The following is a 14,371-nucleotide window of genomic DNA, read 5'->3' on the forward strand; positions in this document are numbered from 1 at the left end:
AATAAATAATTACATTGCAGTCATTGAAGGAGTGTTTATTTTGGGTGTCTTTTTTAGTTATATTCTTTTAGGCTTATCACTTGCAGCACCAATCGGACCAGTAAACGCAGCTCAAATGGATCGGGGAATTAAAGGCGGTTTTTTTCATGCTTGGTTTGTTGGACTTGGAGCAGTAACAGCTGATGCATTTTATATGCTAATCGTGTATATGGGGGTAGTCCATATCGTTGACACACCATTTATAAAAACATTCTTATGGTTATTTGGTGGATTTGTTTTAATTTACACAGGACTCGAGAGCATGATAAGCGCCAAAGAATTAAAAGCAAGTCATGAAAGGACTGCAGAACCCTTATATAAATCCTTTTTCGCAGGGTTTATCATGTCAATTTCAAATCCGTTAACTATTCTGTTTTGGTTAGGTATTTATGGTTCCGTACTTGCAAAAACTGCATCAAGCTATGGAACGCAAACCTTAATTCTATATAGTTGTGCAATCTTTATCGGTTTATTGACCTGGGACTTTATCATGGCTGCAGTTTCAAGTAGTTTCCGAAAACTACTAAATGAACGCATACTTACTGGCATCGCGTTTATTTCCGGTTTGGCACTCATTGGCTTCGGGCTATTCTTTGGATGGCAAGGGATTTTATTATTAATCCAGCATTAGCGGTCCTTAATCTTTCTTTTTCTATTCACAAAAAATGCAAAAACCCCTATTAGACCGACAATTCCTAGACTGATAAAAAGGCCAGGCCGATTAGTTTTATCGATCAATGTACCACTAATACCTGCAATTAGCAACATAATCCCAACGTAGTATTTAATTCGGTTTTTTAGTTTATCCTTCTGTAACTTTCTGGCGGATAAGATGATGAATAACCAGTTGTATAGGAGCATTAAACCTGCACCTGTTGTTATATAGGTATATATTTTGTCTGGAAGCGCCAGGGATAGCACGATGGACCCGGCAATCCCTAAAATAAGTAAACCTAAGGCAGGAAACGGTACAGCCAACTTCCCATCTTTTGCAAAAAAGGAAGGTGCATCTCCATCTTGGGCTAATGAAACGAGAATCGTAGTTACACCGTAGAAAGATCCAACCATGGTGGAGAAACCAGCAATAATCAATGCACCATTGAAAATATGTGGAACAAATCCTAAATCAAAGTCCTCAAGGGCAACGATAAATGGACTTTCCTTCGTATTAAAAACGTCCCATGGCACTAAAACTAATGCCAAAGCCAATCCTATCGTATAAATAGTTATTAGTGATAATATCATTACTTTGCCTGATTTCGGGGCTTCTTTAGGTTGCTTCAGTTGTACGGCCATAAGACCCATTACCTCAATACCTCCGAATGCATAGAAGGCAAAAATCAGACTTGCCCAAAATCCCGCGAATCCAGTCGGAAAAAGCTCGTCCATGCTACTGGGTATATGTAATTTTTCTACACCATCAAACATACCAAAAACAAATGACCCGGCTATAATGATAAACATGAGAATTGCAGCAAGTTTTATGACGGCAAATATATTTTCAATGCTCGTTAACTTCTTTGCGCCGACGAGCAATACAAAAAGTCCCAGAATCGCATATCCGATTGCAAATAACCACAAAGGGATATTAGGAAACCAAAAGCGTGAAAAAATTGACAGCGCGGTAAGCTGACTTCCCATTATTAATATTTCTGCAAACCAATACATCCATCCGATACTAAACCCGGCCCAAGGTCCATAGGCTTGTTTGGCATAGGAACGGAATGCTCCCTTTTCAGGATGGCTTGCCGTTAATTTGGCTAACGCATCGAAAACAATATATGTTGTGATTCCAGCCAAAACATATGCTATGACGATAGATGGTCCACCTTGCCCGATACCGATACTTGAACCTAAAAAAAAGCCGGTACCAATCGTACAACCCACGCCAAATAAAGATAATTGCCACCATTTCATATGTTTCTCATCTATTTTTGACCCTGCCATGTTGATCCTCCTTCACACGCATTCTATATAATCCCCAAGATTCAGAAATAAATGTTGGATATTATAATCAGTGAACTAGAAATACATAAGCAAAAGCTATATCTAATTTCTGCATGTTGGTATGAAATTTAACAGGAGCCATTTTGCGTGCTAACAAAATTCATACAAAATCGGCAATAAAACAAAAGCATCACAAACAGGTGAAATGGGTCAAATTGAATGGATAAAGAATGTGGAAAAGTAGGAAGTAATCAATCTGAAAAATCGTATTCCAGATACAGAAAGATTTTATAAATAAATTTAGACAATATAACATAGACGCAGAAATCAAAGGGGGCTTTTTTGCAGATATATCGGCTGAATTTGGTTGTGTAGATAAAGATAAGAGGTGGTTCATTAGACCACCTCCTAAGAAAACCAGTGCAATGCAAAGCAACAAGGTGATTACTTTTTTTCATTCCTGATTTCATTTGAACGAAAAGGGCATTGGCCGCTTCTTGGTTCTATGCCATCTGTAATAATATACTGTTTCCATTCTCTGTAACCTTCATTGCCGTATTCTCCTAAATCTGGATGAAAAGGGAGTTTTTCAATAGATTCCACCCTTGACCTAATTAAATTGATAGCATTTTTACCACGATTTGTTTTGTAAGAGATATCATTAAAAATTCTTCTCGGTTGGAAGATTAAGATAAGGCTGTTTCCAATGTTTCTCGTAATCCTGTGTTTATACCCAGGCATGTTGGCAGAAACAAAAATTGGTTCTCCATCAAAACAAAATTCCCAATTGGCGTCATCCGGATGTATTGAGATATCTTCACACCATTCCATCTCATCATTCACATGTAAATAATTTATAATATCCCAAAAATAAGATTCATAATAAGCAAAAGGTTTTTCTGGAATTTCTGGTTTTATAAAAATAACAAAGGCATGCCTAGTCCTAGTTCTTCTCGATAGATCGAGAAATTCCCTGAGGACATGGGGCAAAGAATGAAAATTATCATTTTCAACATAAAAATACCTTAAATGCCCATTTATTTCAGCAACTGTTCCAAATGGGCAAGGAAATTCTCTGTCAGAAACCACTTCTTTCCAATGGGCATATTCTTTTTTAAACCATTCGGGGATAGACTGATTATCCTCCTCGATAATTGTCTTCGTTAGTATAGTTGAAGGGGGTAACACTCTATATACATCTCCCTTGATTATTGATAGCATAAAAGACAAGCGCCTGCATTTTATAATTATGGGCTTTTGCTATATAGTATGGAAGAAGGTCCTTCACGGGTACCTTTTTTGCATGATTTTTCTCTCCATTATTTATTCTCCAGGTTGATTAACTACATTATAAAATGTTTCAACACGTTTTGATAAAATTGTAAAGAAGTGTAATTCAGCTAACGAAGCAGGATTGTTTTATAAGATAGGAAGATTTTGATGGGGATTTGGGAAAGAACTTTACTTAAAAACATCACGTGGTGTATTTGAAATATTTGTAAAGGGTACAGGAGAATCACTTTGTGTCACTCATCATTATTCAGAATTTAATCACACAGGGGATTATTTTGCAGAGACATTTACAAAAAACAACAATGTATTCTTGATAAATTTAAGAGAAGCAGGTAATTCAGACAAGGCCAATGAACCGTATCAATTAAGTTTCTTGGAGACAATATATGATATAGAAGCTATTCGAGAAGAATTAGATTTATTTTAAACGAGTAAATAATGATGAGCAAATTTTTCGTTTAGACTTTCATGTCTTAAAAGTTGTAGAAGAGGGGAGTTTAGAGTTTCTTGTCTTAATAATTTTGATTTTTATATCTTTGAACAGATAATTCATGTAAAAATACCATTTAATTATATTATTACGTAAAATTTATACGCATATTAACAATGATGATTTGAAAAATGGAAGAATATCTTTCCGCAAATATTAGTAGTAGAACATTAGTTTATTTCAAATGATTGCTAAAAACAGAGAATGCATCTCAATCAATTAATTGAAATTGGACTGAAAAATTTATTAGCACAAAATGAAATATCTTTTAATAGCCAAACAAGACCGGATGATCGGATTCAATTTAAAACGACTTATGATAAAGAGTTGTTAACTAATATAAAAAAATTTCCAAAGAGAATAATCTATTCATAAATGACGTGATAGAGGGTATAGTTTACATTTTATCAATTAAAAGGTTGTAGTAAACAACCTCTTTTCTTTAAATTTTTCCTAGTTTACATAATATATATTATAGGAAGTAAACTAGAAAATCGAAATTCCCATCTCATAATATAAGTATACTTGTGATATTGAGATAAAATAAAAAATTACGCTACAAAATATATTCATAGCGTAATTTTTTATTTAATTTCCTACGTATGTTGCATTTGGTCTAAAAATTACATTGTTATTTTTCTGTTCAATTGCATGTGCACACCAACCAACGATTCGGCTTGAACTAAATATAGCTGTAAATAATTCTGGATCTAATTCCAGTGATTTCATAATTGCTGCAGCATAATATTCTACATTCGTATATAGCTTTTGATTTGGTTTCAGTTCATTTAATATATCAATCGTTACTTTCTCAGTCTCAACTGCTAATTCAATCCATTCTGGTGACGATTCCAGTTTGTAAATGATTTGCTTTAATGCTTCTGCGCGTGGATCTACAGTCTTGTAAACCCTGTGACCAAATCCCATAATTCTCTCTTTATTTTTTATTTTATTGTGAATTACTTCACTTATTTGATCCTTTGTCGCGATTTCCTCTAATAAATCTATTACTCCAGATGGTGCTCCGCCATGTAATGGTCCTTTCATCGTTCCAATGGCACTTGTGATTGCTGAAACGAGATCACTTTCTGTTGAAATTGTCACTCTAGCTGCAAACGTCGATGCATTTAATCCGTGCTCCATTGTCATAATTAAATACGCTTCAAGTATTCTTGCGTTAGCTGTATTCGTTTCACCTGTTAACATATAAATAAAGTTCTCTACATGATTTAATCTTGGATTAGGTTCAATTACACCTAATTTTTTCATTACCCGGTAACGGTTCGCGATAATGGTTGGAATAATAGCGATTAATTGTATGGCCGTATCTTCTGCTTCTTCTTTTGCTGAAAGTGCTGAAATCGTTGTACGTAAAGCATCCATTATCGATTGCTCTATAGGAATGTTGGATAATATGTTCCTAATATAAGGAGGTAATTCCCTGTTCCCACGTAAAGCTGTTTGGAACAGCTGCAATTGATTTGGATTTGGAAAAACTCCATGCAGCAAGTAATATGCTATTTCCTCAAAGGAATAATTTTCTACCAATTTTTGTACTGAAATCCCTCTATACGTTAAATGACCATTTGCTCCATCAATATCACTTAATTTTGTTTCAACAGCTGTAACTCCTTTTAAACCTGGATAATACACGTAATCCTCCCCTTTCTCTTGTAATTATAAATGAACCGAATCATTATTAAAATTTTTAATTTTTTAGTATAATAATAAATAAGTTTTATCAATGAGGTGATTATAATCGACCAAAGAACCTTACAAACATTTTTAATGGCTGCAGAGGTTGAAAATTTTAGAATTGTCGCAGAAAAATTATTTATGACCCAGCCTGCAATCACGTCGAAAATGAAACTATTAGAAAAAGAACTTGGTGAGAGGCTCTTTATAAAACACGGTAGAAATGTACAGCTAACTGAGTTCGGAAGATTTTTTTATCAGGAGGCACAGGAGATCCTTTCTCAAATGGATAAAAGCTTGGAAGCTATCAATCGATATAAACAAGGATATCAACGAACGATTCGTATTGCTATTTCTCCCATGTTCACAGAGACTATTTTACCAAGTATATTACGAACATATATAGATGAAAATCCATATGTTGAAGTATCGATTCAAGTTGTTGAATCAATTGAAATTTCTTCTTTAATCGAAAATGGAGAAGTTGATATTGGCTTATCCTGTATTCCCGGGTTATCAAACGTAAAGTCAATAAAATTCCACGAAGAACCCGTAAGCCTTGTTTGTAATCATGATGGATATGATTTGGAAATTGGTCCTGTTATCGATGCGAAAGAATTATTAGAGAATCATATTTTATTTACAGATAATCATCCAAGTTATTGGAGCAATCTAAAAGAACAACTCAAGCAGCTCATCCCTGCTTTACGGATGATGAAAGTAAATCAAACACATGCTACAAAGCGTTTTGTAATGGAAGGCATTGGTATTAGCTTTTTGCCAAAATCAATAATCCAACGCGAACTGATGGAAGGAAGAATTTTAGAAGTTCCAATTGATTTTATAGACGTCCCTTCATCCAGTATGTACATCATTTGTAAGCCTGGACTTCCGATAGAAAAAGAATTTGTCCACTTTATTAAAAATTACCATTATAGTTAAATTCCAATTAAAAACATGGTCCTGTTCAATAGGACCATGTTTTTAATTTAATTTTTAATTCGTTTTAAAGGCTTTTTAGCAGGTCCGTCTAAAACCTCGCCTGTATAAGAAAATCGAGATCCGTGGCAAGGGCAATCCCATGAACGTTCACCGGAGTTCCACTCTACTTCACACCCTAAATGTGTACAAGTTGTATCCACCATATGGAGTTTACTATCTTTATCTTTATAAACACCAACTCGATTACCGTCGATCCTGGTAACTGTTGCGTCATCGGCCTTAAGGTCTTTAACCGTATCCTTTGTAAATTCTAGTTTTCCTTTTAACAAATGTTTCGCTACATCGGCATTTACCTCCATAAATTTCTTTACCGAAGGATCAGCTTGAAATCTTGATGGTTTAAATAGATCTGCATATGGATTTTCTTTACGCAAGATGGTATCTGACAGTATCTTAGCTGCAATTGTTCCATTCGTCATCCCCCATTTACGATAGCCTGTAGCAACAAGTACTGCATCCTCGTCTTTCATCGTTGGTCCGATATATGGCACTTTATCCAAGGTTGTTAAGTCTTGTGCTGACCACCTATAGTCAATTTTTTCGACTTGAAAGTGTACGTTAGCAAATTTCTGCAAGGCTTCATAATGCGCAATCGTAGAGTCGCCTTGACCTGTTTTATGATTTTCTCCACCAATGAGCACAAACTCCTTATCATCATGCAACTTTACAGATCTAATGGAGCGTGTTGGTGATTCCGCACTAATATACATTCCTCCTGGAAAATCATTTGGTGACTTTCCTGCGATAAGATATGATCTTTCAGAAAACATGCGAGTAAAATAAAAGCTTTCCCGGTCATAGAAAGGGAAATGAGAAGCTACAATTACATATCGACATGTTACTCGATGTCCATCCCTTGTTATGACACTAGGATGCTTATTATATTCAATATCTACAGCTGTTGTATTTTCATAAACAGTTACAGACTTTTGTAAGCTCTCTTCCACTAATGCTTTCAGATAGTTTAATGGATGAAATTGTGCTTGTGCCTGCATAACAAGAGCCGCTTTTATTGGAATATTAAGTGGTATGCTTTCGACTAATTTATTAGTTATTTTTAATTTGTCATATGCTTCTTTTTCCTTCTCTATTTTTTCCAAATATGTGTCATTGTTTGTGTAAAGATAAGCATCCTCTGTGGTGAGGCTGCATTCAATCCCCTTCTTACTTATTATGTCTTCAATAAACTGTTTCGCTTCTTCAGCAGCCTGATAATACAGGGATGCTTTTTCCAAACCAAAATGGTGAATTAATTCATCGTAAATCAGGCCATGCTGTGCTGTTATTTTCGCGGTAGTATGGCCTGTAGTTCCATTTAAAATGGAGCCTGCATCAAGTAATGCTACCTTAAGATTCTGTTTCGATAGTAAATACGCTGCAGTTATTCCTGTAATGCCTCCTCCAATAATGGCTACATCTGTTTTAATGGATTCATTTAAGGTCGAGAATTTCGGTAATGATAGATTTTCACGCCATATAGGTTCAGGAAATTGTGGTAATGTTGATTTAGCCAATCTGCCTCTCTCCTATCTATTTAGATAGAATCATTATTACCAATACAGGGAAATTTATGTACGACTTACAAAACGCATATAAAAATCCTACGATAAGAAACAGATTGTTAGCATAGTTAGCTTCATCAAGAAAAAAGCCGCAACCATGGTGGTATGCGGCTTACTGATTTGTTATCTGTCTTCAAAGAATGCACGGTTTAATGCAATATAAGGTGTTTCCTCTTCTGGGACCTCGTCTTCGATAAAAATTGCTTCTACCGGACAAACTGCCTCACATGCTCCGCAATCAATACAAATGTCAGGATCAATGTAAAACATATCTTTGCCTTCTTCTATACAATCAACAGGACATACTTCTACACATTCTCCTGCTTTTTCTGCTTTACAAGGTGATGTAATTACAAAAGCCAAACAAATCTCCTCCTTCGTACACAATGATGTATTATTACATGTATGTTTACCTATTATAGCGTATTATCTTAAAAAAATAAAAGATTCATCATTCTTTTCAATAAACATATGATGTAATATTCATGTTGAAAGGGAGAATGATAATGAAAATTACTGTACGTTTAGGTGATTCGCTTTGGTATTATAGCCAGTTATTTAACATCCCAGTAATCTTAATCGAAACCTCAAATCCCGGGATAAATGCATTACAAATTCAAGTTGGGCAAGAAATTAAAATACCAGGCTATTTACGAGAAAATTATACAATTGAACCGAATGATACATTTTGGACACTAGCAATCGAAAATAATATACCATTAGATTTGATAGAATTAATGAATTCGACAATTGATTCTTCACAGCTTCAGGTTGGCCAGACCATTTATCTGCCTCGGAGAGTTACTGAATTTGTAATTGATGATATAGCAAATTATACGTATGAAAGAATGGTAACAGATATAAATGAGCTGCTTTCCATTTATCCATTTATTATGAAAAGATCTATCGGTAGTTCTGTAATGGGCAAAGATATTACGGAACTGCAAATTGGTGCTGGACCAACTGAAGTTCACCTAAATGGATCATTTCATGCAAATGAATGGATTACTACTCCGATTATCATGCGATTTATTAATGAGTATGCTTTATCGCTTACAAATGGACTGCCTATCAATGACATTGCAACGTTACCAATGTACCAAGCAACGCTATTTTCAGCTGTGCCGATGGTTAATCCGGATGGAGTAAATCTCGTAATACAGGGAGCATCTGCAGCTGGTGACTATAGTAATTCTGTTTTAGCTATTAATCAGCAAAGTCAAGATTTTTCAGGTTGGAAGGCAAATATTAATGGCGTTGATTTAAATAATCAATTTCCTGCTTTATGGGAAATTGAAGCAGATAGAAAACCAACAATTCCACAACCTAGAGATTTTCCAGGAACTGCTCCATTAACAGAACCAGAAGCAATTGCAATGGCAAATTTAGCTGAAGAAAGAAACTTTAGAAGGATGAACGCTTTTCATACTCAAGGAAAAGTTATTTTTTGGGGATTTGAAGGATTAGAGCCACCTGAATCCGCAGAAATTGTAAATGAGTATGAAAGAGTCAGTGGCTATACACCTATTCAATATGTTGATAGTTATGCAGGATATAAGGATTGGTTTATTCAAGAATTTCGAAGACCTGGCTTTACAGTAGAACTTGGAGAAGGTGTCAACCCCCTGCCGATCGAGCAATTTCAGGAAATTTATGAAGACAGCTTGGGAATAATGTTAGCAAATTTATACTTATAATTCTTGTTCAAGATGAAAAGGACCTAAAGCAGGACGTGTCGGTAGCTAATCGAACGTCCTCTGTTCTCGATGTGTCATTTTTTTGAACAACCTCTTACAATTCATTTGGTCTCCAGACACATTCCAGCATACTGTCAGTATCATCAAACTGCAACAGATAGATATCTGGATTTCTTAATTCTTTCCATTGATTAAAGCCAAAGCGTTTATCAAATTGATGAAAAACATGGGATAATAAATTTCCATGACTGACTATAATAGCATGTTTAATAGAAGAGTCATTATAAAGAGGATTTAAAACCCCATTACATCGATGCAATAGATCTCGTGCAGACTCTCCACCTGGCAACGAAAAATGTTCATCCAAAAAGGATTGTTCCAGTCCATCCATCCAGTCTTCAACCGGCTCTTCACTAAGAATACGCTCTTTTAAACGTTCGTCAATTTGAATCGTTGAATCTGTTAATTCTGCATATGGCTTAATACTTTCAATCGCTCTTAAGTAAGGACTTGAAAGAATTAGATCAAACGTTATCGGCAGCTCATTAAAATATTCGGCTAGCTCTCTTGCTTGTTTAATTCCGTCTTTTGTTAACGGAGAATCCCTGTGTTGACCGTGAGCGGAACAATGTCTGACAAAATAAATTTTTTTCATGTTCGATCATCCCTCCAGTTTGGATGGTTCTCTACTAAGTCTACAGTTGGATAAGTTGTAAATGAGTAGATAAATTATAGCATCAAATGTTGGAATAGAAAACAATATATTCTAAAATTTAATGAAAATATAATGAACAAAAGCAAAAGCACCTGCATAGCGAGGTGTGACTGGTCGTGGTCGCTCCGAGATGAAGTTATCCACTGCATACAAACTATATAGTTTCCTGGCAGGAATAAAAAATAACAGGATTGCTCCTGTTATTTTTTAATTCTTCACTTCTTTAAAATAATCTTTCCTAAATCCTGCCATCCGGTTACTATTATCAATGATAAAGTAAAATTCATCCGATTCATTTTTTACATCATAGATTTTTCCTGGTGTAAGCTTATGATGAACAATAAATTTCTTAGCATCTGCATGAACACATTCAATTTTTTTTAGTGTTTCTCTATTTCCCCAATTTAAGTGAATCATTTTTTATACCTTCTTTCTGGTTTACATAATAATATTACCGTTAATTAAATAAATGTAGGTATTCCCCGTACCCTTCATCAGCCATTTTTTCTTTCGGGATAAAGCGCATTGCAGCAGAATTCATACAATAACGTAACCCACCAGCCTCCACTGGTCCATCTTCAAATACATGTCCTAAATGAGAGTTTGAACTATTACTTTTAACTTCTGTTCGTATCATCCCATGAGTAGTATCCATGTTTTCTTTTAGTTGATATGCGTCAATCGGCTTCGTAAAGCTTGGCCAACCACAGCCAGCATCATATTGATCTTGTGAGGAAAAAAGGGCTTTTCCAGACACAACATCAACATAAATGCCTTCCTTGTTATTATCCCAATACTCATTCTGAAAAGGACGCTCAGTCCCATTCTCTTGTGTTACATGATACTGGATTGGTGTTAACTTTTTCTTTAACGCTGCTTTATCATACTTCTCTTGCCAATTATCCTTAATAAAATCTTCCCTACCCGATCCTTTTTTATATAGCCGGTAATGGAACGATTGCTTTTTATAATAATCCTGGTGACTGTCTTCCGCACGGTAGAAGGGTTTAGCAGGAAGAATTTGTGTAGCAATCGGTTTAGAGAATTTCCCACTTGCTTCCAATTTTTGCTTTGATTTCTCGGCAATCTGCTTTTGTGATTCATCATGATAGAAGATTGCTGTTTGATAGGACTCTCCCCTATCATTAAATTGTCCCCCTGCATCTGTTGGATCGATTTGCTGCCAGAAAGTGTTTACTAGTTCCTCATAAGACATATAATTTGGATTAAATGTTATTTGCACTGCTTCCACATGTCCTGTGGTATTTGTGCAAACCTGTTCATATGTTGGATTTTCAACATGCCCTCCAGTATAACCAGAAACGATGCTTTCAATTCCAGGACGTTGATCAAAGGGTTCGACCATGCACCAGAAACACCCACCTGCAAATGTTGCTAACTTTAAATTTGTAGACATGTAAATACCTCCAGTATAAATTGAATTGCTCTTATCAAACTATATATACTCATATGAAAATTATCATCTTTATCAGATTAACTTAAAGTAATCCAATGGCTTATCTTTATTTTTCCCTTTTTATAGAGAAAAATCAAGTGGGGCGACTTAAAATGTTATATATACAATCTGGGTTTTGGAACATTGATTGTAGATGACCGTTTTGTTCTTGATGCAGCCGCACTTTCTTGTGATTCAGATGGTTTACTTTCATGCGTCTCAGTGACTTCTTCTTTATCATCACTTTTTTCTATTTCTTTAAAAACCTTTATCATTCGATACATTGCAGGTAGATTTTTTATCATTGGTCCGTATTCTTTCACAATCGGAGCTCCTGTTTGAACCATGTTTAGTACCTGCTGCACCCCGTCGAGTGTCTTTGAAAGACCGCTCATAACTCCTTTTCCTCCTACTTTAGTTGTCTTCAATTGGCTAGGTTGTATGCTACGCTGCATTGATCTGTTCATTGTGGAAGGATAGAACTGTCGTTGTCTTTGTTGCCTGGATGGAAGTAACATAGGATATCCCCTTTCAACATAAAATCCTCTATGATTAGTTTACGTTTATTTGCATTAATATGTGTAGGCAAATAAATAGGTGAGGAAATATTTCCTGGGAAACCGCAGGAATCAACAAATACTACACGATCTCTCATTCTAAATCAAAAAATAAGTCGTAATTTGTAATATTAATGCCACACTTAACATACATGGGATTTCTGATAATTGATCAAACGTTTGTTTAATTTTAGAATTTAACTAACCCCCTAGATACATTTCTAGGGGGTTGGTTAAGCGAGAAGTTTGGTCTTTTTTAATCGGATTGATAGATCTCCCACAATTCATCAAAAACATTTACTGCATTTGGAAAGGGGCTGTTCCATTCTAAATAATCACTTACATCATTATAATCCGTTGCTTGTTTAGGGAAATTATGATCTTTAAATGCCCAGTCTGCAAGTCTTGATTTTTCATCAGGTCTTGTTTTACCACGATAAGTCAATAAGAAATGATAAAAAGAACGCATCTAATCCCCCATTACGAAATGTTGTTTTCTTGCATAAAGGCTTCATTTTTCCGCAGCTTCTTTCGGTAAACGATTCGAGACATATAGATACTGATTTCATATAGAATTATTAACGGAATAGCCACTACAAGTTGTAAAACAAAATCTGGTGGTGTAATTAATACACCAATTACAATTAAAATAAAATAGGCATATTTTCTGTTTTTAGATAGGAAATCAGGAGTAATTACTCCTAAAGTCGTTAAGAACATTGTTATGAGTGGTAATTCAAATAGCAACGCAAACGGCAATGTTACCCGTAATAAGAATTTGAAATAGCGATCCACTGTAAACATGACATTAAACATACCATCGTTTAATGAAAGTAAAAATGGCATAATCAATTTAACAAATACGATATAGCCGAATACTAATCCACCAATAAATAGTAAAAATAGAGCTGGAATATAGGATAAAGATGCTTTTCGCTCATACGGCGTCAATCCAGGTTTAATAAATGCCCAAATTTCATAGGATAGAACTGGAATCGTACCAATGATTGCTACTAATCCTGCCATCGAAAAATAAATCCAAATAATTTCAGTTGGACTTATTACGGTTAATTCTAAGTCTATATCTTTACGAAAAAAAGAATAAATATCTTCTACAAATATAAACCCAACAATAAAAAAAACAATAAAGAAAACTGCTGTTATAATGAGTCTGTTTCTTAATTCGGATAAGTGGCCAACTAAATTCATATCCTTATCATTATTTACTTGTTGCTGGTCTTCTGTCATTCTAATCACTCCCTACCATCTATAGAACAAAAGCGCAAACGCCCGGTTAGCGACGTACGGACTGCGTCCCGAACTTTGGCGTGGTTCGATGGATCGAACATTCCTATGCAGGAGATTCACTCCAAAGTATAAGATGATCTATGACTTTCGCCTCTACGGGCGAGAGTCAAGTTCATCTAAAAAGACCCCTTTAGGGTATGCCCATGTTAGGCGTAGCCTGGTTTTAATCGCCCATCCTTTTACTAAAGTCAGGTGCCAGCTTTCACCGCAAGGGTATACGTGCGACTAGGCCTCGTGTATTAGCCAGTCGGCAAGTCTTCTTTATCCTGTCATGAGGTGAGGGAAGTATCGCTAACGCTTAAGCGCTGCAGCTGGACGTAGCTGTTTAGGTAACAATGTTATCCACAGCATTCAAATTTTATTGCTTCCTAAGTTAGCACAAAAGAAGATGTAAGGAATAGTCCCTACACCTCCATCACCGATCTATTAACTGTTTTTATCTTCGCTTTTATTTTCTTTATCGTTTACGATGCCCTGTGTAGCATTCTTAAATTCCCGTAGAGAGTTTCCAAAAGCCTTGCCGATTTCAGGTAATTTAGACGGGCCAAAAACGATTAATGCAACAATAAGTATTAGAATTAAACCAGGAATCCCAATGTTACCTAACATT

The 14,371-nt window shown here is 35.4% G+C and carries 15 protein-coding genes and 1 pseudogene; 4 read left to right on the plus strand and 12 right to left on the minus strand.

Annotated elements, in window-relative coordinates; translation table 11 throughout:
* Positions 1 to 40 precede the first annotated feature (40 nt).
* Positions 41 to 670: a LysE family transporter gene (locus MHH64_RS13850; RefSeq protein ID WP_118889618.1), complete on the plus strand. Its 630-nt coding sequence runs from the start codon at positions 41 to 43 to the stop codon at positions 668 to 670.
* Here MHH64_RS13850 and MHH64_RS13855 read toward each other — a convergent pair.
* Both MHH64_RS13855 and MHH64_RS13860 read right to left on the minus strand, forming a co-directional pair.
* Complete coding sequence (locus tag MHH64_RS13855; RefSeq protein WP_118889617.1) at positions 667 to 1,986, minus strand: amino acid permease; 1,320 nt, start codon at positions 1,984 to 1,986, stop codon at positions 667 to 669. The genes MHH64_RS13850 and MHH64_RS13855 overlap by 4 nt on opposite strands.
* A gap of 444 nt (positions 1,987 to 2,430) precedes the next feature.
* Positions 2,431 to 3,207, minus strand: coding sequence for a YqcI/YcgG family protein (locus MHH64_RS13860; RefSeq protein WP_118889616.1), 777 nt, complete (start codon positions 3,205 to 3,207; stop codon positions 2,431 to 2,433).
* Between the two features lie 271 nt (positions 3,208 to 3,478).
* Here MHH64_RS13860 and MHH64_RS13865 point away from each other — a divergent pair.
* Positions 3,479 to 3,700 (plus strand): annotated as a pseudogene (locus tag MHH64_RS13865) (alpha/beta hydrolase); the annotation flags it as partial.
* 657 nt (positions 3,701 to 4,357) lie between these two features.
* Here the strand turns inward: MHH64_RS13865 and MHH64_RS13870 are convergent.
* Positions 4,358 to 5,422, minus strand: a complete 1,065-nt coding sequence (locus MHH64_RS13870) for a citrate synthase/methylcitrate synthase (RefSeq protein WP_118889615.1) — start codon at positions 5,420 to 5,422, stop codon at positions 4,358 to 4,360.
* Positions 5,423 to 5,749: 327 nt separating this feature from the next.
* On the opposite strand from MHH64_RS13870, the gene MHH64_RS13875 reads away from it, so the two are divergent.
* On the plus strand, positions 5,750 to 6,406 hold the full coding sequence (locus MHH64_RS13875) for a substrate-binding domain-containing protein (protein ID WP_340001923.1): 657 nt from the start codon (positions 5,750 to 5,752) through the stop codon (positions 6,404 to 6,406).
* Between the two features lie 47 nt (positions 6,407 to 6,453).
* On the opposite strand, the gene MHH64_RS13880 is transcribed toward MHH64_RS13875, so the two are convergent.
* Positions 6,454 to 7,980: an FAD-dependent oxidoreductase gene (locus MHH64_RS13880; protein ID WP_340001924.1), complete on the minus strand. Its 1,527-nt coding sequence runs from the start codon at positions 7,978 to 7,980 to the stop codon at positions 6,454 to 6,456.
* A 171-nt stretch (positions 7,981 to 8,151) separates the two neighbouring features.
* Positions 8,152 to 8,391 carry a ferredoxin family protein gene (locus MHH64_RS13885; protein WP_303449252.1) on the minus strand — a complete coding sequence of 80 codons (240 nt, stop codon included), beginning with the start codon at positions 8,389 to 8,391 and terminating at the stop codon, positions 8,152 to 8,154.
* A 143-nt stretch (positions 8,392 to 8,534) separates the two neighbouring features.
* On the opposite strand from MHH64_RS13885, the gene MHH64_RS13890 reads away from it, so the two are divergent.
* On the plus strand, positions 8,535 to 9,725 hold the full coding sequence (locus MHH64_RS13890; RefSeq protein WP_340001925.1) for a M14 family metallopeptidase: 1,191 nt from the start codon (positions 8,535 to 8,537) through the stop codon (positions 9,723 to 9,725).
* 94 nt (positions 9,726 to 9,819) lie between these two features.
* On the opposite strand, the gene MHH64_RS13895 is transcribed toward MHH64_RS13890, so the two are convergent.
* The 7 genes from MHH64_RS13895 to tatA all read right to left on the minus strand — a co-directional run bounded on the left by MHH64_RS13895 (position 9,820) and on the right by tatA (position 14,370).
* The gene (locus tag MHH64_RS13895) at positions 9,820 to 10,380 is read right to left on the minus strand and encodes a histidine phosphatase family protein (RefSeq protein WP_340001926.1); all 561 of its coding nucleotides are present in this window, start codon (positions 10,378 to 10,380) and stop codon (positions 9,820 to 9,822) included.
* A 267-nt stretch (positions 10,381 to 10,647) separates the two neighbouring features.
* Entirely contained in the window at positions 10,648 to 10,857 is a 210-nt protein-coding gene (locus MHH64_RS13900; RefSeq protein ID WP_095309084.1) for a DUF6501 family protein, read from the minus strand.
* Between the two features lie 40 nt (positions 10,858 to 10,897).
* Positions 10,898 to 11,857, minus strand: a complete 960-nt coding sequence (msrA, locus tag MHH64_RS13905; protein ID WP_095309082.1) for a peptide-methionine (S)-S-oxide reductase MsrA — start codon at positions 11,855 to 11,857, stop codon at positions 10,898 to 10,900.
* 155 nt (positions 11,858 to 12,012) lie between these two features.
* Positions 12,013 to 12,291, minus strand: a complete 279-nt coding sequence (locus MHH64_RS13910; RefSeq protein ID WP_240033789.1) for a YqfQ family protein — start codon at positions 12,289 to 12,291, stop codon at positions 12,013 to 12,015.
* 418 nt (positions 12,292 to 12,709) lie between these two features.
* On the minus strand, positions 12,710 to 12,922 hold the full coding sequence (locus MHH64_RS13915) for a YozE family protein (protein ID WP_095309077.1): 213 nt from the start codon (positions 12,920 to 12,922) through the stop codon (positions 12,710 to 12,712).
* A gap of 11 nt (positions 12,923 to 12,933) precedes the next feature.
* On the minus strand, positions 12,934 to 13,701 hold the full coding sequence (tatC, locus tag MHH64_RS13920) for a twin-arginine translocase subunit TatC (RefSeq protein WP_095309075.1): 768 nt from the start codon (positions 13,699 to 13,701) through the stop codon (positions 12,934 to 12,936).
* A 486-nt stretch (positions 13,702 to 14,187) separates the two neighbouring features.
* Entirely contained in the window at positions 14,188 to 14,370 is a 183-nt protein-coding gene (tatA, locus tag MHH64_RS13925; RefSeq protein ID WP_095309073.1) for a twin-arginine translocase TatA/TatE family subunit, read from the minus strand.
* Between the last annotated feature and the right edge of the window lies 1 nt (position 14,371).

Origin of the sequence: Oceanobacillus sp. FSL K6-0127, from assembly GCF_037983385.1 — a bacterium.
GTDB classification, from domain to species: Bacteria; Bacillota; Bacilli; order Bacillales; family Amphibacillaceae; genus Oceanobacillus; species Oceanobacillus profundus.

Coding starts and splice junctions, on each gene's coding strand:
- MHH64_RS13855 (WP_118889617.1), bottom strand. CDS start 1,986: ATGGCAGGGTCAAAAATAGATGAGAAACATATGAAATGGTGGCAATTA.
- MHH64_RS13860 (WP_118889616.1), bottom strand. CDS start 3,207: ATGCTATCAATAATCAAGGGAGATGTATATAGAGTGTTACCCCCTTCA.
- MHH64_RS13875 (WP_340001923.1), top strand. CDS start 5,750: ATGGATAAAAGCTTGGAAGCTATCAATCGATATAAACAAGGATATCAA.
- MHH64_RS13890 (WP_340001925.1), top strand. CDS start 8,535: ATGAAAATTACTGTACGTTTAGGTGATTCGCTTTGGTATTATAGCCAG.
- MHH64_RS13895 (WP_340001926.1), bottom strand. CDS start 10,380: ATGAAAAAAATTTATTTTGTCAGACATTGTTCCGCTCACGGTCAACAC.
- MHH64_RS13900 (WP_095309084.1), bottom strand. CDS start 10,857: ATGATTCACTTAAATTGGGGAAATAGAGAAACACTAAAAAAAATTGAA.
- msrA (WP_095309082.1), bottom strand. CDS start 11,857: ATGTCTACAAATTTAAAGTTAGCAACATTTGCAGGTGGGTGTTTCTGG.
- MHH64_RS13910 (WP_240033789.1), bottom strand. CDS start 12,291: ATGAGCGGTCTTTCAAAGACACTCGACGGGGTGCAGCAGGTACTAAAC.
- MHH64_RS13915 (WP_095309077.1), bottom strand. CDS start 12,922: ATGCGTTCTTTTTATCATTTCTTATTGACTTATCGTGGTAAAACAAGA.
- tatC (WP_095309075.1), bottom strand. CDS start 13,701: ATGACAGAAGACCAGCAACAAGTAAATAATGATAAGGATATGAATTTA.
- tatA (WP_095309073.1), bottom strand. CDS start 14,370: ATGTTAGGTAACATTGGGATTCCTGGTTTAATTCTAATACTTATTGTT.